This window comes from Bradyrhizobium sp. CCGB20, from assembly GCF_024199855.1.
GTDB lineage: Bacteria > Pseudomonadota > Alphaproteobacteria > Rhizobiales > Xanthobacteraceae > Bradyrhizobium.
This window is the reverse complement of record NZ_JANADN010000001.1, coordinates 5115747-5138151: the sequence shown is the minus strand read 5'-3', so window position 1 is coordinate 5138151 and position 22405 is coordinate 5115747. Positions and strand designations below refer to the sequence as shown.

Genomic DNA, 22405 nt, shown 5'->3' with positions numbered 1-22405 from the left:
CGCGTGCTTTCAACTCACTGGTTCGCGCCGGTCACCTGCGCGAAGGCGGCCTGATTAATCGTGGTCCCGATGTCGGTTTCGAGCTTGTTGACGTAGGAGGCGACCTGCTCGTCGGTCAGCGCGCGGTCGAGGCTGTCCTTCAGCTTCTTCACCGCGTCGGAGGCGGCGTCGACGGTGGGTTCGACGATTTCGGTGACGCGGAAGATGATCACCTCGCTGCCGCCGTTCACCGCGGTCTGTCCTACCCCGTCCTTGGCGGTGCGGAAGGCGGCCGTAACGACGTTGGCGGGCACGCCGGCGGGCGAGTCGTCGCGCTTGAAGCCGGTGGCGGTCTCGACCTTGGCATTGATGGCGGCGGCCACATCAGCGAGCTTGCCGCCCGCTTCGAGCTTCTGCACCATCTCGGTCGCCTTGGTCTTCAGCTTGGCCGCGATCTGGTCCTGGCGCCAGCGCGCCTCGACCTGGTCACGGACCTCGTCGAGGCTGCGGTCGCGCGAGGGCGTGATGGCGAGCACGTCGTACCAGACATAGCCGCCCTTGAACGAGATCGAATCGTTGTCGACGCCGACATCGGTGTTGAAGGCCTGCGACACCACGTCGAGGCCCTGGGGGATGCTGGCGACGGGCTGGCCATTCGGGCCACGGCCGGAGCGGTCGACGGCGTCGATGGTCACAGCGGTGAGGCCGAGCTTCTGCGCTGCGTCGATCACGCTGGAGCCGCCGCCGCGCTCGTCTTCCATCTTGTCGCGGAGATCATTGACCTTGACGCGCGCACGTTCGGTCGCGATCTCGCGCTTGATGTCGTTGGCAAGGCTGGCGTAGTTCGCCTCATTGCCCGGCTCGATCTTGCCGACCTTGACGATCGAGGTGCCGAGAGCGCCCTGGATCGGCTGGCTGATCTCGCCTTCGGGAAGCGCGAAGGCGGCATTCCCGACCGCGGAGTCGAGCGAGGATTTGGTGACTAGCCCGAGGTCGACGTCGGAGGCGCTGAGGCCGCGCTCCTTGGCGAGGTCCTCGAACGACGTCCCGGCAACGAGGCGCTCGCGCGCGGCCTGCGCCTCGGCGGCGTTGGGGAACACGAGCTGCTGGATCTGGCGCTTCTCCGGGGTACCGAGCCGGTCCTTACGCTGATCGAACACCTTCCTGGCGTCTTCGTCGGAGACCTCGCTCCATTTGCCGATCTCTTCCGGCGAGACCACGACGAAAGAAATCTTGCGATATTCGGGCGCGCGGAACTGGACCTTGTGATCCTCGAAATAGGCGGCGAGTGCTTCGGGCGAGGGGGCGTCGATGGTGCCGGCCTGCGCGGCGTCGAGCCTGACGAATTCGATCGCGCGCTGCTCGTTCTGGAAGCGCGTCAGCACGTCGATCATGGCCTTCGGCGGTTCGAGGCCGGCGCCGATCGTGCCGGTGATCTGCCGGCGCAGCGACACCTTGCGCTGCTCGGAGACGTAGCGCTGCTCGGTATAGCCGAAATTGCGGATCACGGCCTGGAAGCGGTTCGGATCGAAGCTGCCGCCGACGCCCTTGAAGTTGGGGTCGTTCATGATGACCTGGCGGATCTGCTCGTCGGACTGGCCGAGCCCGAGCCGGCGGGCTTCTTCGTCGAGGGCTGCTTCCGCGATCGTCTGCTGGAGTACCTGACGGTCGAGGCCGAAGGCACGCGCCTGGTCGGGCGTCAGCGGCCGGCCGAACTGGCGGCTGATCTGCTGCAGGCGGTCGGTATAGATCTGGCGGAACTCGTTCAGCGAGATTTCGGTGCTGCCGACCTTGGCCACCGTGGACTGCCCGAAGCCCTTGAAGATGTCGGCGATGCCCCAAATGCCGAAACTGATGATCAGCACGCCCATCACGATCGCCATAATGGTCTTGCCGACCCAGTTTGATGAGGCCTTGCGCATTCCTCGAAGCATTTGGTCCAACTTGTTTGGTCAGGAGGGGAACGGGAGCGCGTCTTAATGCAGATTCCGCAAAAGCGCGTCACCAAATTGATCAATCATCATAAAGTGGCGGCTTTCCCCCCGCAACCTCAGGTCCCGCGGTCTCGCGAAGCTGCGGTTAAAAGCCCCTGGTCTCTGGAACTGCCGCAACAGCTCTGCTAGCGCATGCACAAACCTCATTTTGCTGGAAATTGACATGACCGATGCCATCCGACCGCTGATCGCCGGCAACTGGAAAATGAACGGCCTGAAGGGCTCGGCTGCCGAATTCGACGCCATGCTCAAGGGCGCGGCAGACGTGGCCGCCAAGGCCGACCTGCTGGTCTGCCCGCCGGCGACTCTGATCGCGGCCTACGCCGACAAGGCACGCGGCACCAAGGTCGCGGTGGGGGCGCAGGATTGCCACCCCAAGGCCTCCGGCGCCCACACCGGCGATATCGCTGCCGAAATGCTGGCGGACGCCGGCGCGACCGCCATCATCGTCGGCCATTCCGAGCGCCGCGCCGACCACGGCGAGGGCGATGCCCTGATCCGGCAGAAGGCCGAGGCCGCCTGGCGCGCCGGAGTCACTGCGATCGTCTGCATCGGTGAGACCCAGGGCCAGCGCGATGCCGGCCAGACCCTGGACGTCCTGCGCGGTCAGCTCGATGGCTCGCTACCTGACGGCTCGACCGCGGCCAATCTGGTCGTGGCCTACGAGCCGGTCTGGGCGATCGGCACCGGCCTGACCCCCACAGCCCAGGATGTCGAGCAGATTCATGGGTTTATCAGGGAACTCCTGACCTCCCGGTTCAAGGCCGATGGCGGGAAGATGCGCATCCTCTACGGCGGCTCGGTCAAGCCGTCGAACGCGGCCGAACTGATGTCCGTGAAAAACGTCAACGGTGCGCTGGTCGGCGGCGCCAGCCTGAAGGCGGCCGATTTCCTTGCGATTGCCAAGGGCTGCCCCTAGCTAACCGCAAAGCCTTGATCCGACCCGATCGGGGGTGGCAATGCCCCTTCCGATCGTGTAACACCGCGCAACTTCAGGAAAACCCGCGAAGCGCGATCGGCCGCCGTCTCGGCGCTGTCGGCTTGTGACGGAAGGACACTATGCAAACCGTTGTCATCGTCATTCACCTCATGATCGTTGCCGTCATGATCGGCGCCGTCCTGCTCCAGAAGTCGGAAGGCGGCGGCCTCGGCATGGGGGGCGGCGCGGGCTTCATGTCGAGCCGCGGCACCGCGAATCTGTTGACCCGGACCACCGCGATCCTGGCCGCCGGCTTCTTCCTGACCAGCCTGTTCCTGTCCTGGCACGCCGGCTACAGCCGCGCGCCCTCGTCGATCATTGGCCAGCCGGGGTCGCAGAGCCAGCCGGCCGGCGGATCGCCAATCGCGCCGCCGACCTCGGGCGGCATCCTGGATTCGCTGAAGAAGGCCGACGAGCAGCAGCAGAACCAGGCGCCGGCCGGCCCGCAGGTGCCGCGCTCGCAATAAAGCAGGGGGGCCATGCAGGGCGGCTTCTACTGTCCTGCATCAAGAATCCCCATCAAGGTTCTGTCACCACACTTAGTTTTGGTTCACCCACAGGCCCGCAAAATCTTTGGGGCGGAATACGAATCGCTTTGGCGAATCGAATTCGAGGGATTAGAGGTTAGGTCCCATGGCGCGGTACATATTCATCACCGGCGGCGTGGTTTCTTCGCTCGGCAAGGGTCTGGCTTCAGCGGCACTCGGTGCCCTGCTGCAGTCCCGGGGCTACAAGGTCCGCCTCCGCAAGCTCGACCCCTATCTCAACCTCGATCCCGGAACGATGTCGCCGTATCAGCACGGCGAAGTATTCGTGACCGATGACGGCGCGGAGACCGATCTCGATCTCGGTCACTACGAGCGCTTCACGGGCCGGCCTGCGACCAAGGCCGACAACATCACGACGGGCCGCATCTACCAGGACATCATTTCCAAGGAGCGCCGCGGCGATTATCTCGGCGCGACCATCCAGGTGGTTCCGCACGTCACCAACGCCATCAAGGAATTCGTCCTCGACGGCAACGACGAATACGACTTCGTGCTGGTCGAGATCGGCGGCACTGTCGGCGACATCGAGGGCCTGCCGTTCTTCGAGGCGATCCGCCAGCTCAAGAACGAGCTGCCGCGCGATCATGCCGTCTACATCCACCTCACGCTGCTGCCCTACATTCCGAGTGCCGGCGAACTGAAGACAAAACCGACGCAGCACTCGGTGAAGGAGCTGCGCTCGATCGGTATCCAGCCGGACATTCTGCTCTGCCGCACCGATCGCGAGATCCCGAAGGAAGAGCGGCGCAAGCTCGGCCTGTTCTGCAACGTGCGCGAAAGCGCCGTGATCGAGGCGCGCGACGTCGACAACATCTACGCCGTGCCCGAGGCCTATCACAACGCGGGCCTGGACGACGAAGTGCTTGCCGCCTTCGGCATCGGCTCGCGGATTCCGCCGGAGCTGCGCAGCTGGCAGCAGATCAACGAGCGCGTCCGCAATCCCGAGGGCAACGTCACCATCGCCATCGTCGGCAAATACACCGGCATGAAGGATGCGTATAAGTCGCTGATCGAGGCGCTCTCGCATGGCGGCATCGCCAACAAGGTGAAGGTCAATCTCGACTGGATCGAGAGCGAGATCTTCGAGAAGGAAGATCCCGCGCCGTTCCTCGAACACGTCAACGGCATTCTGGTGCCGGGCGGCTTCGGCCAGCGCGGCGCCGAAGGCAAGATCCGCGCTGCGCAGTTCGCGCGTGAGCGGAACGTGCCGTATTTCGGCATCTGCTTCGGCATGCAGATGGCGGTGATCGAAGCCGCGCGAAACCTCGTCGGCATCGAGGACGCCAACTCCACCGAGTTCGGCCCGACCAAGGAGCCGCTGGTCGGTCTGATGACCGAATGGCTGCGCGGCAACGAGCTCGAGAAGCGCTCCAAGGCCGGCGATCTCGGCGGCACGATGCGTCTGGGCGCCTATCCCGCCGCGCTCAACCGCGGCAGCCGCGTCTCGCAGGTCTATGGCGGCGCGACCGAGATTTCCGAGCGCCACCGCCACCGCTACGAGGTCAACACCGCCTACAAGGATCGCCTCGAGCAGCACGGGCTGAAATTCTCCGGCCTCTCGCCCGACGGCGTGCTGCCGGAGATCGTCGAATACGAGGATCACCCCTGGTTCATCGGCGTCCAGTTCCACCCCGAACTGAAGTCGCGCCCCTTCGAGCCGCACCCGCTGTTCGCCTCGTTCATTCAGGCGGCGATGGTGCAGAGCCGGCTGGTCTAGCAATCCGCTTCGGCCGCGACCGGCGTTGATGCGTCGGGCGCAAGTGATCCTGCGATGAGCTTCATCTGCGGCCGCCGCGTCAACTTGTAGACGGCGGCCGGCGGCACGTTCAGCATCGCCCGATCGACGATTTTTGCGCGCAGGCCAAGCCTGTCGAGCACCGGCCGTGGAATCGGGCAGCTCATCCCATAGGTGAACTGGTAGAAGGCGCCGCCGGGGCGGACGTAACTGAACGCGCCACCAATGATCGAGACGACCTTGCGCGTCGACATGTTGAGCAACGGCAGGCCGCTCACGACCGCGCCGACGGGCGCGCCTTCATAGAGGCGCTCCGTCGTCAGTCGCCCTGCATCCATCCACAACACGCGCGCGTTGGGAAACCTCATCTGGAGCAGCTTCATGAAGTCGGAGCCGTATTCGATCAGCGTGAGGTCCTGCTGGCGCACGCCGCGCTTGAGCAGCTTGTAGGTGAACGCGCCGGTGCCGGGGCCGAGCTCGAGAACGGGGCCGGTCGATGCGGTAATCTCGCGGGTGATGAGATCGGCCAGCGCCGCACCTGACGGCGCGATCGCGCCGACGCGACGTGGGGCTGACATCCAGGACAGGAAGAACGAGAGGAAATCGTTGGGCATGCGCACTCCGGCATCTTGGTTGCGCCTCGCAGGTCAGAGGTGAGGCCAATCGAAGAGTCGCTGAAGTGCATTGCGACTGCATTGCGCATGAGCCGCAAAGGGCGAATTGAATCAGCTCTGCCGGGCCGGCGCCAGAGTCATCCTGAAGCACGTCCCGCCGTTCGGCCCGTCGGTGACCGTGACGTGGCCGCCGTGCAGGAGCACGATCTCGCGCACCATGTTGAGGCCGAGGCCGGCGCCGCGATCGAGCGGTGCGAGCCGGTAGAACGGCTCGAAGATCATCTCGCGTTGATCGGCGGGAATGCCGGGGCCTTCGTCGGTGACCTCGATGCATGCGGGCTTGCTGACGCGAATGCCGATCGTGCCGTGCCGCGGGCCGTGCTGGATCGCATTCTGCACCAGATTGGTCAGCGCCCGCTCCAGGGCCGCCGCGTCGCCGATCGTCTCGACTGGTGTTGCAGGGGCATCGAGGGCCAGCTCGTACCCGGCGGCAATGGCCAGCGGTGCAAGATCGGCGGCCGCGCTTTGCGCAATCGCGACGAGGTCGACGCGTGTGAATGGATGGCCGCAGCGGTCGAGCCGCTGGATGTCGAGCAATTGCTCGGCAAGCGTCGCCAGCCGGGCGGAATCCTCCAGCAGACGGGTCTTGTCCGGGCTCGACGGAAGTGATTCCAGGCGTGTGTTCAGGATCGCGATTGGCGTGCGCAACTCGTGCGCGGCGTCGGCGACGAAGCGCTTGTGGCGGGCATAGCCCTGGTCGAGTCGCGCTAGCGCGTCGTTGATCGCAGTGACGAGCGGCACGACCTCCAGCGGAATTTGCGCGACCGACAGCCGCGCGCCGCGCTGATGGATGTCGATGCGTCGTGCCTCGTCCGCCGTGGTGTCGAGCCCCCGGAAGGCACGCTGCACGATCATCGGTGTCGCGATGAAGGTCGCCGTTCCCATCAGCAGCAGACCGGGCAGGGCGATACCGAGGAACGCAAGCGATGTCATGAACAGCGCCTTGGTGCCGGTGAGCCGCCCCTGGGTCGCCGTGATAATCTGCACATTGCCGGCGTCGGTATCGACGCGCTTCAGGCGAGCGGCCGGCTTGCGCGGATCGTCCTCGAACAGCTGCCAGCCGAGCCGTGCCTGGCTAATCTGGTCGAGATTGCCGCCGATCGCAGCGAATTCGGCCGGCACGACGCCTTCGCTGAGCGAGTGTCCCTGCTTGTCGCGGACCTGAAACCAGAGATCGGGCGTTTCACCACGCAGCTGCTTCAGTTCGGGCGTCTGGCGCAGCATCAGGCCGCCTTGCTCGTCGCGCGCGATCGCGCGTTGCACGACGTCGATCACACGATCTTCGTCCCGCTCGGCCAGCACGAAGCCGGATGCGCACAGCCCGGCGAGGACGACCGCAATCAGCGCAACCAGAATGGCGGCCTGGAGCGAGAGGAGGCGCCAGCTGAGCCGCGAGCGCAGGCAATAGGGATCGTCGTGCTTGCTCATGGCAGCTTTTTTAGGAGATAGCCGACGCCACGAATGCCGTGGATTTCCACGCCGGCATCGGCCTCGGCAAGCTTGCGCCGCAGCCGCGAGATGTGGGTGTCCAAGGCGTTCGACTGGATCTCGTCATCGAAATTGTAGACGGCCTCTTCCAGCGCCGAGCGCAGCACGGTCCGGCCCATGCGGCGGATCAGGGCTTCGAGCACCAGCAATTCGCGGCGCGGCAGCTCGAACGACTGGCCGTCGATACTGGCTTCGCGATGGCCGACATCGAAGGTGAGGCGGCCGGCGCGGATCACGTCCGGCGTGAGGCCGGCGGGCCGCCGCAACACGGCGCGCAGGCGTGCCAGCAATTCTTCGACCGCAAACGGCTTTGCCAGATAATCGTCCGCGCCGCTGTCGAGCCCGGTGATGCGGTCGGCGAGCTCGCCGCGTGCGGTCAGGACGATGATCGGCACGCCGTCGGCGCGCGCGCGAAGTTTTGGGATCAGGGAAAGGCCGTCGCCGTCCGGCAGCTGACGGTCGAGCAGGACGGCGGCATGGACGTCGGAAGAGATTGCCTCTTCCGCCTCGGCCAGCGTGGGCACGTGATCCACCACCATGTCGTAGCGCTTCAAGGCCGACGCCAATGCGCCGGCCATCTCCGCTTCATCCTCGACGAGCAAAATCCGCATGATCCCGGCACCTGGCTGCAACTGGACTGTTCTAGCGGCCCGATCATTACGGCAGCATTGCGGGAGCGAACCGCGCCGGTTGGCTGTCAAGACCTGTCCAGCCATGCGCGAAACGCTGCGGGGGCGACCGGGCGGCGCTCAAGACACCATCATGGCCAGCCGCTATAACCGCCCGACCTGATCAGGGAGGAAGCAAGAATGATCTATGAAATGCGCATCTACCGCTGCGTGCCCGGCCGCCTGCCGGCGCTCTTGAAGCGGTTCGAGACGGTGACGCTGAAGCTGTGGGAAAAGCACGGCATCAAGCAGGCCGGGTTCTTCACCACCCTGATCGGTGACTCCAACCAGGAGCTGACCTATTTCCTGGCCTGGGAGTCGCTCGCCGAGCGCGAGAAGAAGTGGGGCGCCTTCATGACCGATCCGGATTGGATGAAAGCGCGCGCCGAGAGCGAGGCCGATGGCCAGATCGTCGGCAACATCGTCAGCCAGATCCTGACCCCGACTGCCTTCTCGTCGGTCAAGTAGCGGCATTCGGCGCAGGGCGCGCCGGGGAACCCCGGCGCAACCCTGATATTCTGGCAGCCCGGGCCAAAGAGGGTTGATCCGCCCCCCATCGCCGCTATGGTCGCGGCGAAACGAGGGATATTGGCCTTGAGCTCTTCGACGTCAGCGGCGCCCGTCGTCACCATTGGCACGGTCAAATTCGGCAATGATCTGCCGATCTCGATCATTGCAGGACCCTGCCAGCTCGAAAGCCGCCAGCATGCGCTGGAGGTGGCCTCTGCGCTGAAGGAGATCGCCGCGCGGCTGAAGGTCGGCCTCGTCTACAAAACCTCGTTCGACAAGGCGAACCGCACCAGCGCATCCGCTGCGCGCGGTCTTGGCCTCGCGCAATCGCTGCCGATCTTCGCCGAGATCCGCGCCTCGCTCGGCCTGCCGGTGCTGACCGACGTGCATGATGCTGCGCAGTGCGCCGAGGTGGCGCAAGCCGTGGACATCCTCCAGATCCCGGCCTTCCTGTGCCGGCAGACCGATCTGCTGCTGGCGGCCGCCGCGACGGGCAAGGTCGTCAACGTCAAGAAGGGGCAATTCCTCGCGCCCTGGGACATGGCCAATGTCGTGACCAAGATCACGAGCGCGAACAATGCCAACGTGCTCGTCACCGAACGCGGCGCCTCGTTCGGCTACAACACGCTGGTCTCCGACATGCGCGCGCTGCCGATCCTGGCGCGCACCACCGGCGCGCCCGTGATCTTCGACGCCACCCATTCGGTGCAGCAGCCGGGCGGGAAGGGGGCATCCTCGGGCGGCGAGCGCGAATTCGTCCCGGTGCTCGCACGCGCGGCTGTCGCGGTCGGCGTTGCCGGCGTCTTCGTCGAGACCCATCCCGATCCCGATAACGCACCCTCCGACGGGCCCAACATGGTGCCGCTGCGCGAGTTCGAAGGGCTGATCCGCACGCTCATGGCGTTCGACGCGCTCGCAAAGAATCCGCGCTGATGCAGCACGGCGAGGCGCGGCCGCACGATCACGGCCTGCCGGCTGCGCTCTACGTCATCTCCGGCGCAAGTTTCGCAGCAGCACTCTCGGCGCGTGCGCTCGATCCGGTGCTGCCGCACGTCGCCGAGGATTTCGGCGTCAGCATCGCGACCGCCGCAGGCTTTGCCGCGGTGTTCGCCTTTACGTTTTCGATCATCCAGCCGATCGTCGGCGCCGCCGCCGATCTGTTCGGCAAGACGCGGCTGATGATCGGCTGCCTCGCGCTGCTCGGCCTTGCCAACATCCTGGGCGCGCTCTCGACCTCGTTCTCCGTCCTGTTTGCCACCCGCGTGCTCGCCGGCATCGGCTCCGGCGGCGTGTTTCCGGTGGCGCTGAGCCTGACCAGCGATCTGGTCGGGCCGGAGAAGCGCCAGGTCGCGATCAGCCGCACGCTGGCCGGCGCGATGACCGGCAATCTGCTCGGCGCCTCGGCCTCCGGCCTGATCGGCGATTTCCTCGGCTGGCGCGGCGTGCTGGCGGTGCTCGGCGTGCTCGTGATCGCTGCCTCGATCGCGGTCGCAGCCGGCTTTCGTGGCGCCAGGGTGAAGCATCCGCCGAAGACGAGCCTGTCGGCGCTGAAGGCGGGCTATCGCACCATCTTCACCAATCCCAACGCTTATGTGTGCTACTCGGCGGTGTTCGTCGAGGGCTGCTGCGTGCTCGGCCTGTTTCCCTACATCGCCTCGTTCCTGTTCGAGCTCGGGCAGACCTCGCTGTCGATCGCGGGCCTCGTCATCGCGGGCTTCGCGGTCGGCGGCCTGTTCTACACGCTGACGGTGTCGCGCATGCTGCCGCGGCTCGGCGTCAAGGGCATGATGATCGCGGGCATGACGCTGGTAGCCTCGCAGCTTGTTGCCGTCGCCTTCGGCCCGCGCTGGGAGGTCCAGGCGCTCAACCTCGTCGTGATGGGCTGGGGCTTCTACATGGCCCATGGCTGCTTGCAGGTGTTTGCCAGCGAGCTCTCGGTCGAGGCCCGCGCGACCGCGCTGTCGCTGCACTCGTTCTTTTTCTTCATGGGCCAGACGGTCGGACCGCTCGCCTATGGGATCGGGCTCCAGCACGCCGGCAAGGTGCCGACCCTGCTCGTGAGCGCCGCGATCATGGTGGTGCTGGGCCTCGTCTGTGCCCGGCTGCTCAAGCAGCGGGCGCCGGCGGACGCGCGGGCCTGACGGAAGTATCGAACTACCAGCTCTCCGTATTTTCCCGGGAGAAAATGGTAGCCAAATCCCTTCAATCTTAAATCAAATCTCACCGTTCGCTCCCTAGATTGCCCGCAAACCGCGAATTGGCGGCAACATCTATGGATCAGTCGATGCAAAAGCAGCGTTCGGTCGCCCGTATCCTCGGCACGGTGGTTGGGTCTCTCGGTCTCGTCCTCGTCGTCATCTCCGCCTATGCGCTGAAGCTGGCGGTGACGCGCTACTCGGACAGCAACCGCATCGTCTCGCTCGCGGTCGCCAGCCGCGACCTGACCAACACGCTGGTGATCTTTCGCCTGGAGCGTGGTGATACGCTGAGCTATCTCGCAGCGGCCGCCCCCGCGCCCGACAGCGTCATGACCAGCCTCTCCGGGCAGCGCGCCACCGTGCAGAAGAATCACGCACAGGCCCTGGAGAGCCTCGCTTCCGTCGAAGCCCCCGGTCTTGCCGAGAAGCTCGACAAGCTCCGCGGCATCTGGGCGCAGCTCGAGGAACTGAGGCCGCGTGCCATCACGGCTCTGAAGCAGGAGAAGGGCGCGCGTGATGCGAACCTGCAGCCGAGCTGGGCCAGGATCAGCGATGCCTATATGGACGCGATCGGCGACGTCACCGCTCATGTCGACAACGCGATGACGCTGATCGACCCTGTGGTCGATCGCCTCCTGATCGCCAAGCAGGCGTCCTGGCAGGCCCGCGCCAATGCCGGTCAGACCATTCTCATCCAGTTCTCCTCGATCCTCGCCAACAAGACCTGGACCGCCGCCGACGGCGTCCAGTTCGCCGATCTGCGCGGCCGCATCCAACAGTCCTGGGTCGTCGTGCGCGACCTCAGCCCGAATGTGGCCTCGCCCGAGCTGTTGCAGGCGATCCGCAACGCCGAGCCGGAAATCTCCGGCGCGCTCAGCGACGAGCGCAATGCGATTGCGACCAAGCTGCTTGCCGGCGAGCCTGCCGGCGTCGTCGGTATGGAGTACCGCGATCGCCAGCTGGTCGGCGCCAACAATGTCGTCATCGTCACGCAGACCGCGCTCGCCAACATGATCTCGCGGGCCGAGGAGGGCGCCTCGCGCGCCCGCTTCAGCCTGATCCTGTTCGGCCTGCTGGTGCCGGCCTCGCTCGCATTGACGGTGGGCGGCCTGTTCCTGATGCGCAACCGCGTCACCCGTCCGCTGACCGCGATTACCGGCGTAATGACCCGCTTCGCCGCGCACGATTTTGCCAGCGACGTGCCGGGCCTCGGCCGCAACGACGAGATCGGCCGCATGGCCGCCGCCTTGCAGGTGTTCAAGGACGCCATGATCAACGCCGAGCGCCTGTCCGGCGACCAGGCCGCCGAGCGCGCCGACAAGGAAAAGCGTGCGTCCGAAATGTCCGGCCTCGTGCGGCAGTTCGAAGGCCGGATCGGCCAGATGGTGCAGGCGCTGTCGAGCGCCTCGGGCGAGCTGGAGACGACCGCGCGCTCGATGTCGGGCACCGCCGCCGAAGCCCAGACCCAGGCCGGTTCGGCCTCGACGCTTGCCGACCAGGTCGGCGGCGGCGTGCAGACCGTGGCGGCTGCGGCGGAGGAGCTCAACGCCTCGATCCGCGAGATCAACCGTCAGGTCGAGCAGGCGACGCGCGCCACCGAGCAGGCGGTCGTCACCGTCAAGGAGACCGACAGCACCATGCGCGCGCTCGCCGACGGCGCCGATCGCATCGGCGAGGTCATCGGTCTCATCACCTCGATCGCAGGCCAGACCAATCTGCTGGCGCTGAACGCGACCATTGAAGCCGCCCGCGCCGGCGAGTCCGGCAGGGGCTTTGCGGTCGTGGCGAGCGAGGTGAAGAACCTGGCCTCGCAGACCGCGAAGGCCACCGAAGAGATCAGCGCCCAGATCACGGAGATCCAGGGCGCAACGCAGAAGGCGGTCTCGGCGATCGACGGCATCGTCAAGACCATCGAGGAAGTCTCGAGCATCAACCGCGTCATCGCCGCCGCCATCGAGGAGCAGAACAAGGCGACTGCCGAGATCGCAAACACCGTCCAGCACACGGCGGAGGCTACCTCGACCGTGACGCGCAACATCGCAACCGTGTCGTCAGCGGCGAACGAGACCGGCCGCGCCGCGTCCGGTGTGCTGAAGGCCGCCGCCAACCTGTCGAGCCAGTCGACCTCGCTGACGTCGGAGGTCGACGGCTTCATCAGCAAGGTGAGGGCGGTGGCGTAAGACCTGCGCTCAATCGCTCTATTGCTCGGATTTTGCTCTTTCGACGCCGCAGCGCGCCGCGCTTGCGGCATGGCACGCTGCGGCTGACACAATCAGCGGGGGCGATGCGCGCGGGCGGCGATTGCATGCGCGCGTTCAAGCAGCGCTTCGGCCCGCTGCACGATCGGAATATCGATCATCTTGCCGTCAATGGCGAAGGATGCGCGTCCCTCGGCGGCCGCCTGCTTGTTGAGTTCGACGACGCGTTCGGCATCCGCGACCTCCTTGGCCGACGGGCTGAAGCCCGCATTGAGGATCGGCACCAGCGACGGGTGGATACAGGCCGAGCCGACGAAGCCAAAGTCGGCCGAACGCCTGACGATCCTTGTGTATCCTTCGAGGTCGGAGAAATCGGCGACTGAGCCGATGGTGCCGAGCGGCATGATGCCGGCGGCGCGTGCTGCCTGCACCACCTGCTGCTTCGGCATCAACAGGGTCTCCTCGGTCGGCTTGGCGCCGATCGCGGTGGCGTAATCTTCCGCACCCAGCGAGATGCCCGCCAGCCGCGGGATTGATCGCGCGATGTCATGGGCCCTGGCGAGCGGACCGGGAGCCTCGATCAGGCCGACGAACCAGATCTTGCCGACGGGCAATCCGCGCTCGATCTCCAGTCTCGTCACCATCTCGTCGAGCAGGCGGAGATGCTCGGCACCTTCGACCTTGGTGATCTTGATCGCGTCCACGCCGGCGATGACGGCCGCTTCCAGATCGGGCACCGCCAGTTCGAGCGGCTGGTTGATGCGCACCATGACGTCCGAACTTCCGGTGTCGCGAAAACGCTTCACGATGCCCGGGATCAGCTTTCGGGCGTTCGCCTTCTCGGCAAGCGGCACGCTGTCCTCGAGATCGATGATCAGTGCGTCCGCGCCGCGCTCGACGGCCTTGGCGACGAAACGCTCGACGTTCGCGGGCACGAACAGCGCGGAGCGCCAGACGGGGAATTTTCGTTGAACTGTCATGTGCTGGTTTCCTTCACAACGCCCGAGGTGAGGGCGGCATCGATGTCGTCAGGGCTGAGGCCTGCTTCGGCCAGGATGGTGCGGCTGTGCTGACCGAGGCGTGGGGCCGGCGTCCGGATGCTTCCCGGCGTCTCGGAGAGGCGCACCGGGACGGCGTGCATCGGGAACGTTCCCATGTCCTCGTCGGGATAGTCGGCCAGCAGTCCGCGGGCCTGCACGTGGCGATCGTTCATCAATCGGACGGTGTCGTTGACCGGACCGATCGTGACCTCGGCCGCCTCGAAGAAAGCCACGTTGTCGTCGACTGTCCGCGTCGCGATGAAATCGCCGATGATCTGATCGAGTTCGGCGACATGGACGAGCCGCTGCTCGTTGGTCTTGAACTTGGGATCCTCGCAAAGCTCCGGGCGGCCGATCGAGCGCAAGACCCGCATAGCCATGCCTTGCGTGGACGCGGACAGGCAGACCCAGCCGCCATCGAGGGTACGGTAGACGTTGCGCGGGACCGAGCCGCTCGAGCGGCTGCCGCTGCGCGGTTTGACGACACCGGTCAGACGATAGTTTGCCGCCTGAGGCCCGAGCGAGTTCACGATCGGGTCGAGCAGCGGCAGATCGATTACCTGGCCCTTGCCGCCGTTGATCTCGACCTCCCGCAGCGCCGCCATCGCGGCGAACGCTCCGGTGAGACCGGAGAGGGCGTCAGCCAGATACATTGGCGGCAACACCGGCTCGCGATCGGGAAAACCGTTCATCTCGGCAAAGCCGGAGAAGCCTTCCACCAGCGTTCCGAAGCCGGGTCGGCGATGATAGGGGCCGGTCTGCCCCCATCCCGATATCCGCACGATCACGAGCTTCGGCTCAAGCCGCAGCAGCTCTTCCGGCGAAAGCCCCATCTGCTCGAGCGTACCGGGACGGAAGCTCTCGATCAGCATCGCCGCGCCGGGAATCATCTTGCGGATCAGCGGCACCGCTTCGTCGTGACGGAATTCCAGGCAGATGCTGCGCTTGTTGCGCGAATGGATCTTCCAGTTCGTCTCGACGCCTTTGGTGCGCCAGCCGCGCAGGGTGTCGCCTTCGCGCGGCTCGACCTTGATGACGTCGGCGCCGAAGTCGGCGAGATGCTGGGTGAGCAGATTGCCCGCAACCAGCCTCGAAAGGTCGATGACGCGGAGCCCTGTCAGCGGGCCGCGGACACCGGGCGTGTAGTCGGCCTGATGCAGTCCGCTTTCGGGAGAGGTGGCGTCAGTGGGATTTGCCATGGTTCCGTTCTGTAAACAGGATGCCGCCGGTGACAGGCAGCCACAGGCGCAACCGGCGGTCAGGCGTTGCGTCCTGGGTTTCGATGCGGATCTGGTTTCCGCCGACGCTCAATCCGATTTGCCAGCGGCCGCCAACGTAGGAATGGCTGACCACGTCGGCCTCGACGATCGAACCTCCGATGGCCTGATCGTTGGCCGCTGCCAGGCGCATCTGCTCGGGACGATAGGCAAACGTCACCTTGTCGCCCGGGGACGGACGTTTGTCGGACTTGATCAGAACGCGCTGGCCGTCGGCGAGACTGACCAGCGTCTGCCCATCGCCGTCGGGCGCCCCGACCACGTCGCCGTTCAGAAAATTGGTCGTTCCGATGAAGTCGGCCACGAAACTGTCTGCCGGCCGCGTGTAGATCTCCTGGGGCGAGCCGATCTGACTGATGCGGCCGCCATTCATGACCACGATGCGGTCGGACAGGGCTAGTGCTTCGACCTGGTCGTGCGTCACGTAGATCGTCGTCAGGCCGAGGCGCGTGCGCAGTTCGGCAAGCCAGGTCCGGGCACGGTCGCGCAGCTTTGCGTCGAGGTTCGACAGGGGTTCGTCGAGCAACAGGATTTCGGGCTGGTAGACCAGCGTTCGCGCGAGTGCCACACGCTGCTGCTGGCCGCCCGAGAGCTGATGCGGATAGCGATCCTGAAAGCTCTCCATCTCGACGAGAGCGAGGCTCTCCTCGACGCGGCGCTTGCAATCGGCGGTCGACACCTTGCGCAGCTTGAGCGGAAACACGACGTTGTCGTAGACCGTCATGTGCGGCCACAAGGCGTAGCTCTGGAACACCAATCCGCAATGGCGGGCTTCTGGCGGCAGGAAAATGCCCTTTTGGCCGTCGAAATAGGTCTTGTTGCCGACACGGATCCGTCCGCTCGTCGGCTGATCCAGTCCGGCAATGGCGCCGAGGGTCGTCGACTTGCCGCACCCCGACGGACCCAGCAGCGTGACGAACTCGCCGTCCGCAACGTGGATGTTGACGTCGTCGATCGCCTTGACCGGCCCGAACCGCTTGTGCAGATTCTCGATCAGCAACTCAGCCATAAAGCTTCACTCCGAGAAAAGCGCGCGCCGCCGTCACGCAGACTCCGATCACCAGGATCTGGACGGTCGCCAGCGCGGACACGAGGCCGACCTCGCCCTGCGTCCAGGCCTGGAGCAGCGTGGTCCCGATCACTTCGCTGCCGGGAGCGAACAGGAAGATCGCGGTCGTGTATTCCTTGAAGAACGTGATGAAGAGGATGATGAAGCAGGCCACCAGCGCTGGGCGCAGCAGAGGCAGAACGATGCGCCGGCTCGTCGTCCACCAGTCCGCGCCCTGCGTGCGGGCAGCGCGATCGAAATCCGGGCTCATCTGCAACAGCATCGGCGCGACCGCGCCGAGCCCCACGGGAATGAAGTGCATCGTGAAGGCGGCGACCAGAATCCAGATCGTGTTCCGAAGGCCGCCCAGGCCGGGCACAAGCGCGAACGCATAGAAGAACCCGATGCCGGCGACGACGCCGGGCACGGCGCGGGGAAACAGCGCGACGTAGTGCAGCGGGCCGCGCCAGCGGAAATCAGATCGCAGCACGATGATGGCGATCAGGGCGACCATCGCAGTCGCGACAACACCACCGACGGAGCTGACGATGAGCGAGTTCCAGATCGAACGCGGGTAGACCGGATATTCGAGCATGTTGGCGAAATTGCCGAGCGTCAGCACCTCGCTGATCGGCACCATCGGCGACAACAGGCTGGTGAAGGCGCGCAGCAGCAGCGCGCCGATGGGCATCACGACCGTTGCGGTGATGTAGATCGCCGCGACGATGCAAAGCGGCCAGCGCAGACTGTTCAGCCGAAACGGGCGCGGTCGCGTGGCCTTGCCACCGAGCGTCACGAAGCGCCTGGTGTTGCCGAGCAGGCGTCCCTGCAGCCAAACCAACACGCACACGACGACAAGCATCAGCACGGCCGCAGTCGCCACCAGCCCGTGATCGGGACGGGCTGACGCCACGCCGTTGTTGTAGAGGAACGTGGTCAGCACGGTGATTCCGGCGGGATCTCCGAACACCAGCGGAATCGCGAGCAGCTCCAGTCCGACCGTGAAATTCAGCACTGCGCTGTAGGCGATCGCCGGCATCAGCAGCGGCAGCGTGATCCGCCACAAGGTTCTCAAGGTGCCGGCACCGGCCACGCGCGCGGCTTCCTCCAGTGTCGGGTCGGTGATCGACGCCGACGACATGCAGTAGATGTAGGCGACCGGCGCCTGCGAGACGCCCGCGATCATCGCCATGCCCGGCAGAGAGTAGAGATTCCAGGGGACGCCGTCGAAGATCGACTGAACCAGAAGCGTGAGGTAACCGGCCGGCCCGTAGATCGTGTACCAGCCGAACGACAGCACCAGCGCCGAGAGATAGATCGGCCACAGGAAGAGTTCGCCAAACAGCCGGGCAAAAGGCATGTCGGTGCGGCCGAACAGCACCGCTGCCATCGTGCCGAGGGCCTGCGAGATCACGGTGGTGAGGGTGGCGAAGACAAGCGTGTTCCAGATGACGAGCGCGAAGCCGTCGGTGCGCAGCAGGCGGCCGAAATTGCCCAGCGTCAATTGCTGGCCGGAATCGTAAAGCGCACGATCCAGGAACGATTGATAGAGAACGGGCAGGAGAGGCGCCGCGATCAAGACGACGGTCAGCAGCGCCATGCCGTACTGGATGACGGTATCGCGGCCGGGCAACGGCTTCGGCAGCGAGTCCGTAGCCGTTGCCCTCAGCGCGCTGCTTGCCTCAAGCGACATTGAAGGTCTTTTTCCAGCGCGCGAGGAAGCTGTCGTAATCGCGCACGGCGTCCCGATCGTAGCCGATGTAGCAGATATTCTGTTCGCCGACGGCTTCCACGATCGAGGAGTAGGTGTGGCGGATTCCGTCGCCCGGCTTCACGCCGGGGCGTGCCGGCGTCAGGCCGCCCCGTCCGAATGCGCGCTGACCGTCCTCGGACACGACGTAGTCGAGCATCAATTTCGCTGCGTTGACGTTCTTCGATCCCTTCGGGATGGCGATGCCGCGCAGCACGACCGGCTGACCGTCGCCGATGAAGCTCCAGCCGAGGATCTTTGCCCGCGCCGGATCGTTCAGGCGCGGCCAGAAGGTAATGGCCGAAACGAAGAAGCCCATGTTGTATTCGCCTGAGGTGACCTTCTCGGTCATCGGCCCGCCGGAGCGCTCGAAGCGGGGCGACAGCTTGGCGAGCTGGGCGAACTGGTCCCAGGCCTTCTCGCCGTGCTTCTTCACGTAGGCGTAGGAGATGCCATAACCGAAGGTCGTCTGGTGCACGCCGTAGCTGGTGATGCGGTTGCGCCAGGCCTTCTCGTTGGCCACCGCAAGCTCGACGAACTCCGCAAGCGTCTTCGGGCGCTTGCCGTCCGGCACCAGCGTGTTGTTCCAGATCAGCGCCATCGGGTCGGAGGAGACGGTGTAGACGCCGGGAAACGGCTTCGACCAATCCGGCCAGGCCTTCGCTTCGGGCGAGGCATAGTCGAGGATCTCACCGCGCTCCTGGAAGTCGATCCAGCCGCCCGGGTCAGCCGTCGCGATGAGATCGCAGGTGCGGCTGTTGGTGCTGCGCTCGGCCAGATAGCGCTCGAAGCTCTCGCGGGAAGCGGGGAGATCCAGCGTCTCGACCTTGATCTTGGGGTAGAGCTTGTTGAAGCCCTCGATCACGGGCCGCCAGTTTTCCGGCGACATGATCGAGTAGATGAGAAGGCTGCCCTCTTTCTCGGCGTCGTCGATGATCTTCTGATAGTTCTCGGGATATCCGTTCGGCGCGGCCTGGGCCGCCCCACGGAGCCCCACCGTGGCGCCGAGAACCGACATCACCATTAAGCTTCTACGATCGATGCCGGACATCTACTGTTCCTCCCGTCGTCGCGATTTGTTATGCACATTTATTGGCGCCAATTTGTGCGCAATAGTTTTGGCGAGTCAAGCGCTCCAAAAAGGGAAGCAGCCATGAAAGTACGGAAGGAGCAGAAGCGGCTGTTGGCGGCGGAAATCGGCGCCGCCATTCTGCAAGGCGACTATCGACCGGGCGAATGGTTGCGCCAGATCGACCTGGAGGAGGACTTCGCTGCCAAACGGTTTGATGTCCGGAGTGCGCTGACCCAGCTCGCCGCAAGCGGGATGGTGACCCACGTCGAAAATCGTGGGTATCGGGTTGCGCAACCCGACTTGAACGTCGTTCGCGAGATATTGGCGATCCGCATGCTGCTCGAGGTTGAAGCGGCCACGCAGGCGCTACCGAATATCGGCCCCGACGAACTAGCGAAGATCAAGCAGGCTCAGAAAATCTTTGAAGAGGCCGTGGCGCGCGGCAGCAAGGCGGACCAGGCAAACACCAACGCCGCCTTTCACGACGAAATCTATCGCCATGCCGCGAACCAATCACTCGCGAGGCTCATCGTGGAGATCAGAAATCGCGCCAGGCCAGGACCGATCGCCTTGTGGCCATCGAACGCCGAACTCCAGCGGAGTGCTGCACACCATGTCGATATCGTCGATGCGATCGAGTCTCGCGATCTCGCCGCACTCGTTGCAGCGGTGCGGCGACACATCGTCGAATCCGGCGCCAACTATCCGGCGCGCGATCTCGGTCCGATCAAGAAGGACCCGGCAGCATCCGATTGATGAGGGCCGGCGCGTCGAGCCGGCCTTACGTCAGTTCGCTCCACCACCCGCGATCGGCTCCATGCCGCTCGCGATGATCGTATCGCGTGCGGCGGGGGAGGCGAGGAACTTGATCAGGGCCCGGCCGGCATCGGACTCTTTCGAACCGGCCGCGATTCCGGCGGAGAAGATCGTGATCTTCTGCAATTCGTTCGGCAGCGGTCCGACGATATCGATGCCCTTCACGGGCTTCAGCTCGCTGATCTGCTGAAAGCCGAGTTCGGCCTCGCCGTGCGCGACGATCTCGCCGACGGGCGTTGCCGGAATTTTCCGCGCCTTATCCTTCATGATGTCGGCAATGCCGAGCTTGTCGAACATCTCGGTCGAGACGTAGACGCCGCTGGCGCTATCGGAATAGGCGATCGTTTTCGCCGCCAGCAGCGCGCGCTTGACTGCCTCCACCGAGCTGATGTCCGGCTTCGGCGCTCCCGATTTCACGGCAATGCCGATCGGCGATCTGGTGAGGTCGACCTGGCTGCCGGCCACGACCTTGCCCTTGCTGGCGAGGTCGGTGAGGGCATAGCCCACCATGATCAGGACATCGGCCGGTTCGCCGCGCTCCAGCCGGACCGGGATCGCATTGGTGGTCGTCCCCATCGACGGCCCAAACGACGTCAGCACCTTGTTGCCGGTGGCCTTCTCGAACTCCGGCACCAGCGACTGGTAGGCCGCCGTCAGTCCGCCCGAGATCATCACCCGGACTTCGGCAGCGTCGGATGCGCCGGTGAGCCACAGAACACCCAAAAGGCCCAAGGCAAGGCTGCGGAATTTTACAGACATCGATCTCATCGTCATTCGTCTCCAGCTAGCCCCGCCCGCGATAGGGTGCGACGCCTTGCTCCGGCAGCCACAATCCCTTCGGCACGCGGCCAGTCTGCCAGAACACGTCGATCGGGATGCCGCCGCGCGGATACCAGTAGCCGCCGATGCGCAAGAACTTCGGCTTGATCTCGCTCGCGATGCGCTTGCCGATCATCACGGTGCAGTCCTCGTGGAAGGCGCCGTGATTGCGGAAGCTCGCGATGTAGAGCTTGAGCGACTTCGACTCCAGCAGCCACGGGCCGGGCGCGTAGTCGATCATCAGATGGGCGAAATCCGGCTGGCCCGTGACCGGGCAGAGCGAGGTGAATTCCGGCACGGTGAAGCGCACCAGATAGTCCGTGCCCTTCTGCGGATTGGGCACGCGGTCGAGCTGGGCTTCTTCCGGTGTGTGCGGCCACTCAACCGCGCGGCCGAGCTGGAGGGATTTTTTCGCCATCGTCGTCACATCCTGTTCGAGCATGATCCGGACCCGGAGGGCCGCGTTAGCGCAAAGTGGGCACCGGTTTTCCGAAAGATCATGCTCCAAAAAACCGGAGCGCGATAAGATCGCGCTCCGGAGGGTGCCGGGATGGACGCAAATGTCGCCGTCGTCAACCAGCCGCGATCGTCTGGATCATGACGATCCGGTCGTTGCCGGACTCGCAGCCCCAGAGCTCGCCTGCGCGGCCATCGAGCTGGCGCACATTGGCATTGGCCTTGTTGCTGGCGAAAACGTTGAATCGCTCGGTCGCGGGATCGAAGCGGACGATGGCATTGGCGGAAAAATCGGTGAGCCAGACCTTGTCCTTGTCGTCGACATAGACGGCATAGGTGCGGGGGCGATCGCCCGGCAGTTTCCAGGACTTCCAGGAGCCGTTGGCGGGATCATGCACCGAGACCTGACCGCTGTTCCACTCGCTGACCCAGATCCGGCTTTGCGAATCTGACCAGACCCGCCGCGAACCCTGGTTCGGCGTCGGCGGTTCGACCATGGCGGCATTGCCGGTCGCAAGATCAATCTTCGCGATGTGGCTGCCGGCCAGCGAGGCGTACCAGACCTCGCCTCTGGGCGTCACCGCGATGCCGTAGGGGCCGACGCCCTTGGGCGCCTTGAACACGTCCATCTCGCCCGATCCGGGCTTGAGCCGGCCGTAGTACCCGGACTGGCCGGTGAACCAGTATGTGCCTTCCTTGTCGAACACGCCGGTGTTGAGATTGGCGGAGGCGAATTTTTCGGGCAGGCGGAACAGCGTGACCTTGAGATCGCCGGGATCGACCCGCGCGATCGCGTTCTGGCCGCCCTCGGTGATCCAGGGCGCGCCGTCTGGGCCGATGGTCACCCCGTGCGGGGCGGCGCCCTGGCCGAGGCTGACTGTCTTGAAACTGCCATCCCGGGGATCGAGCCTGCCGAGCAGGCCCTTACCCTGCGCCGTGAACCAGACCGTGCCGTCGGGAGCGGGGGCGAGGTCGTGCAGGCCAATGCCGGCGCTGATCGGGTAATATTTTGTCCGGAACGGCCCTTCCTGCGCAAAACTTGGGCGGACGGCGAGGGTGGCGGCGCTCGAGGCAAGAAACTGGCGGCGATTCATGGCGTTACCCCGACTGTTTCAGATTGAGGTTGGACGCGCAGATCAGGCGAAAGCAAGCTTAG

The 22405-nt window shown here is 65.1% G+C and carries 20 protein-coding genes; 8 read left to right on the top strand and 12 right to left on the bottom strand.

Annotation, left to right across the window (positions count from 1 at the left end; translation table 11 throughout):
• Positions 1–14: 14 nt before the first annotated feature.
• Positions 15–1913: a peptidylprolyl isomerase gene (locus NLM15_RS23740; protein WP_254119881.1), complete on the bottom strand. Its 1899-nt coding sequence runs from the start codon at positions 1911–1913 to the stop codon at positions 15–17.
• 223 nt (positions 1914–2136) lie between these two features.
• Here NLM15_RS23740 and tpiA point away from each other — a divergent pair, with 223 nt between their 5' ends.
• From tpiA to NLM15_RS23725, 3 genes are all read left to right on the top strand, one after another.
• The gene (gene tpiA / locus NLM15_RS23735; RefSeq protein ID WP_254119880.1) at positions 2137–2892 is read left to right on the top strand and encodes a triose-phosphate isomerase; all 756 of its coding nucleotides are present in this window, start codon (positions 2137–2139) and stop codon (positions 2890–2892) included.
• Between the two features lie 140 nt (positions 2893–3032).
• Positions 3033–3419: a preprotein translocase subunit SecG gene (secG, locus tag NLM15_RS23730; RefSeq protein WP_254119879.1), complete on the top strand. Its 387-nt coding sequence runs from the start codon at positions 3033–3035 to the stop codon at positions 3417–3419.
• 166 nt (positions 3420–3585) lie between these two features.
• Positions 3586–5217, top strand: a complete 1632-nt coding sequence (locus NLM15_RS23725) for a CTP synthase (RefSeq protein WP_254119878.1) — start codon at positions 3586–3588, stop codon at positions 5215–5217.
• Here the strand turns inward: NLM15_RS23725 and NLM15_RS23720 are convergent.
• From NLM15_RS23720 to NLM15_RS23710, 3 genes are all read right to left on the bottom strand, one after another.
• On the bottom strand, positions 5214–5849 hold the full coding sequence (locus NLM15_RS23720) for a class I SAM-dependent methyltransferase (RefSeq protein WP_254119877.1): 636 nt from the start codon (positions 5847–5849) through the stop codon (positions 5214–5216). The two genes, NLM15_RS23725 and NLM15_RS23720, sit on opposite strands and share 4 nt — an antisense overlap.
• 111 nt (positions 5850–5960) lie before the next feature.
• A complete protein-coding gene (locus tag NLM15_RS23715) occupies positions 5961–7337 on the bottom strand; it encodes a HAMP domain-containing sensor histidine kinase (protein ID WP_254119876.1) in 1377 nt (458 codons plus the stop codon).
• Entirely contained in the window at positions 7334–8008 is a 675-nt protein-coding gene (locus tag NLM15_RS23710; RefSeq protein ID WP_254119875.1) for a response regulator transcription factor, read from the bottom strand. The genes NLM15_RS23715 and NLM15_RS23710 overlap by 4 nt, the downstream gene beginning before the upstream one ends.
• A gap of 198 nt (positions 8009–8206) precedes the next feature.
• Between NLM15_RS23710 and NLM15_RS23705 the strand changes: the two genes are divergently transcribed.
• The 4 genes from NLM15_RS23705 (at position 8207) to NLM15_RS23690 (ending at position 12953) form a co-directional block, all read left to right on the top strand.
• The gene (locus NLM15_RS23705) at positions 8207–8533 is read left to right on the top strand and encodes an NIPSNAP family protein (protein WP_254119874.1); all 327 of its coding nucleotides are present in this window, start codon (positions 8207–8209) and stop codon (positions 8531–8533) included.
• Between the two features lie 126 nt (positions 8534–8659).
• Positions 8660–9508 carry a 3-deoxy-8-phosphooctulonate synthase gene (gene kdsA / locus NLM15_RS23700; protein WP_254119873.1) on the top strand — a complete coding sequence of 283 codons (849 nt, stop codon included), beginning with the start codon at positions 8660–8662 and terminating at the stop codon, positions 9506–9508.
• The gene (locus NLM15_RS23695) at positions 9508–10716 is read left to right on the top strand and encodes an MFS transporter (RefSeq protein WP_254119872.1); all 1209 of its coding nucleotides are present in this window, start codon (positions 9508–9510) and stop codon (positions 10714–10716) included. Before kdsA ends, NLM15_RS23695 begins: the two co-directional genes overlap by 1 nt.
• A 143-nt stretch (positions 10717–10859) precedes the next feature.
• Complete coding sequence (locus NLM15_RS23690) at positions 10860–12953, top strand: methyl-accepting chemotaxis protein (RefSeq protein ID WP_254119871.1); 2094 nt, start codon at positions 10860–10862, stop codon at positions 12951–12953.
• Between the two features lie 92 nt (positions 12954–13045).
• Here NLM15_RS23690 and NLM15_RS23685 read toward each other — a convergent pair whose 3' ends face one another.
• From NLM15_RS23685 to NLM15_RS23665, 5 genes are read right to left on the bottom strand one after another with little or no spacing between them, the layout of a single operon-like run.
• Positions 13046–13951, bottom strand: a complete 906-nt coding sequence (locus NLM15_RS23685) for a CoA ester lyase (RefSeq protein WP_254119870.1) — start codon at positions 13949–13951, stop codon at positions 13046–13048.
• Entirely contained in the window at positions 13948–15210 is a 1263-nt protein-coding gene (locus NLM15_RS23680; protein WP_254119869.1) for a CaiB/BaiF CoA-transferase family protein, read from the bottom strand. The genes NLM15_RS23685 and NLM15_RS23680 overlap by 4 nt, the downstream gene beginning before the upstream one ends.
• Positions 15194–16297, bottom strand: a complete 1104-nt coding sequence (locus tag NLM15_RS23675) for an ABC transporter ATP-binding protein (RefSeq protein ID WP_254119868.1) — start codon at positions 16295–16297, stop codon at positions 15194–15196. Before NLM15_RS23675 ends, NLM15_RS23680 begins: the two co-directional genes overlap by 17 nt.
• A complete protein-coding gene (locus tag NLM15_RS23670) occupies positions 16290–18029 on the bottom strand; it encodes an iron ABC transporter permease (RefSeq protein WP_254119867.1) in 1740 nt (579 codons plus the stop codon). Before NLM15_RS23670 ends, NLM15_RS23675 begins: the two co-directional genes overlap by 8 nt.
• Positions 18019–19104: an ABC transporter substrate-binding protein gene (locus NLM15_RS23665; protein WP_254119866.1), complete on the bottom strand. Its 1086-nt coding sequence runs from the start codon at positions 19102–19104 to the stop codon at positions 18019–18021. The genes NLM15_RS23670 and NLM15_RS23665 overlap by 11 nt, the downstream gene beginning before the upstream one ends.
• A 135-nt stretch (positions 19105–19239) precedes the next feature.
• On the opposite strand from NLM15_RS23665, the gene NLM15_RS23660 reads away from it, so the two are divergent.
• A complete protein-coding gene (locus NLM15_RS23660) occupies positions 19240–19914 on the top strand; it encodes a GntR family transcriptional regulator (RefSeq protein ID WP_254119865.1) in 675 nt (224 codons plus the stop codon).
• A 30-nt stretch (positions 19915–19944) separates the two neighbouring features.
• On the opposite strand, the gene NLM15_RS23655 is transcribed toward NLM15_RS23660, so the two are convergent.
• The 3 genes from NLM15_RS23655 to NLM15_RS23645 form a co-directional block, all read right to left on the bottom strand.
• Complete coding sequence (locus NLM15_RS23655) at positions 19945–20742, bottom strand: extracellular solute-binding protein (RefSeq protein WP_254119864.1); 798 nt, start codon at positions 20740–20742, stop codon at positions 19945–19947.
• A 16-nt stretch (positions 20743–20758) separates the two neighbouring features.
• Positions 20759–21235, bottom strand: a complete 477-nt coding sequence (gene queF, locus NLM15_RS23650) for a preQ(1) synthase (RefSeq protein ID WP_254119863.1) — start codon at positions 21233–21235, stop codon at positions 20759–20761.
• A 130-nt stretch (positions 21236–21365) separates the two neighbouring features.
• Positions 21366–22343, bottom strand: coding sequence for a lyase (locus NLM15_RS23645; RefSeq protein WP_254119862.1), 978 nt, complete (start codon positions 22341–22343; stop codon positions 21366–21368).
• Between the last annotated feature and the right edge of the window lie 62 nt (positions 22344–22405).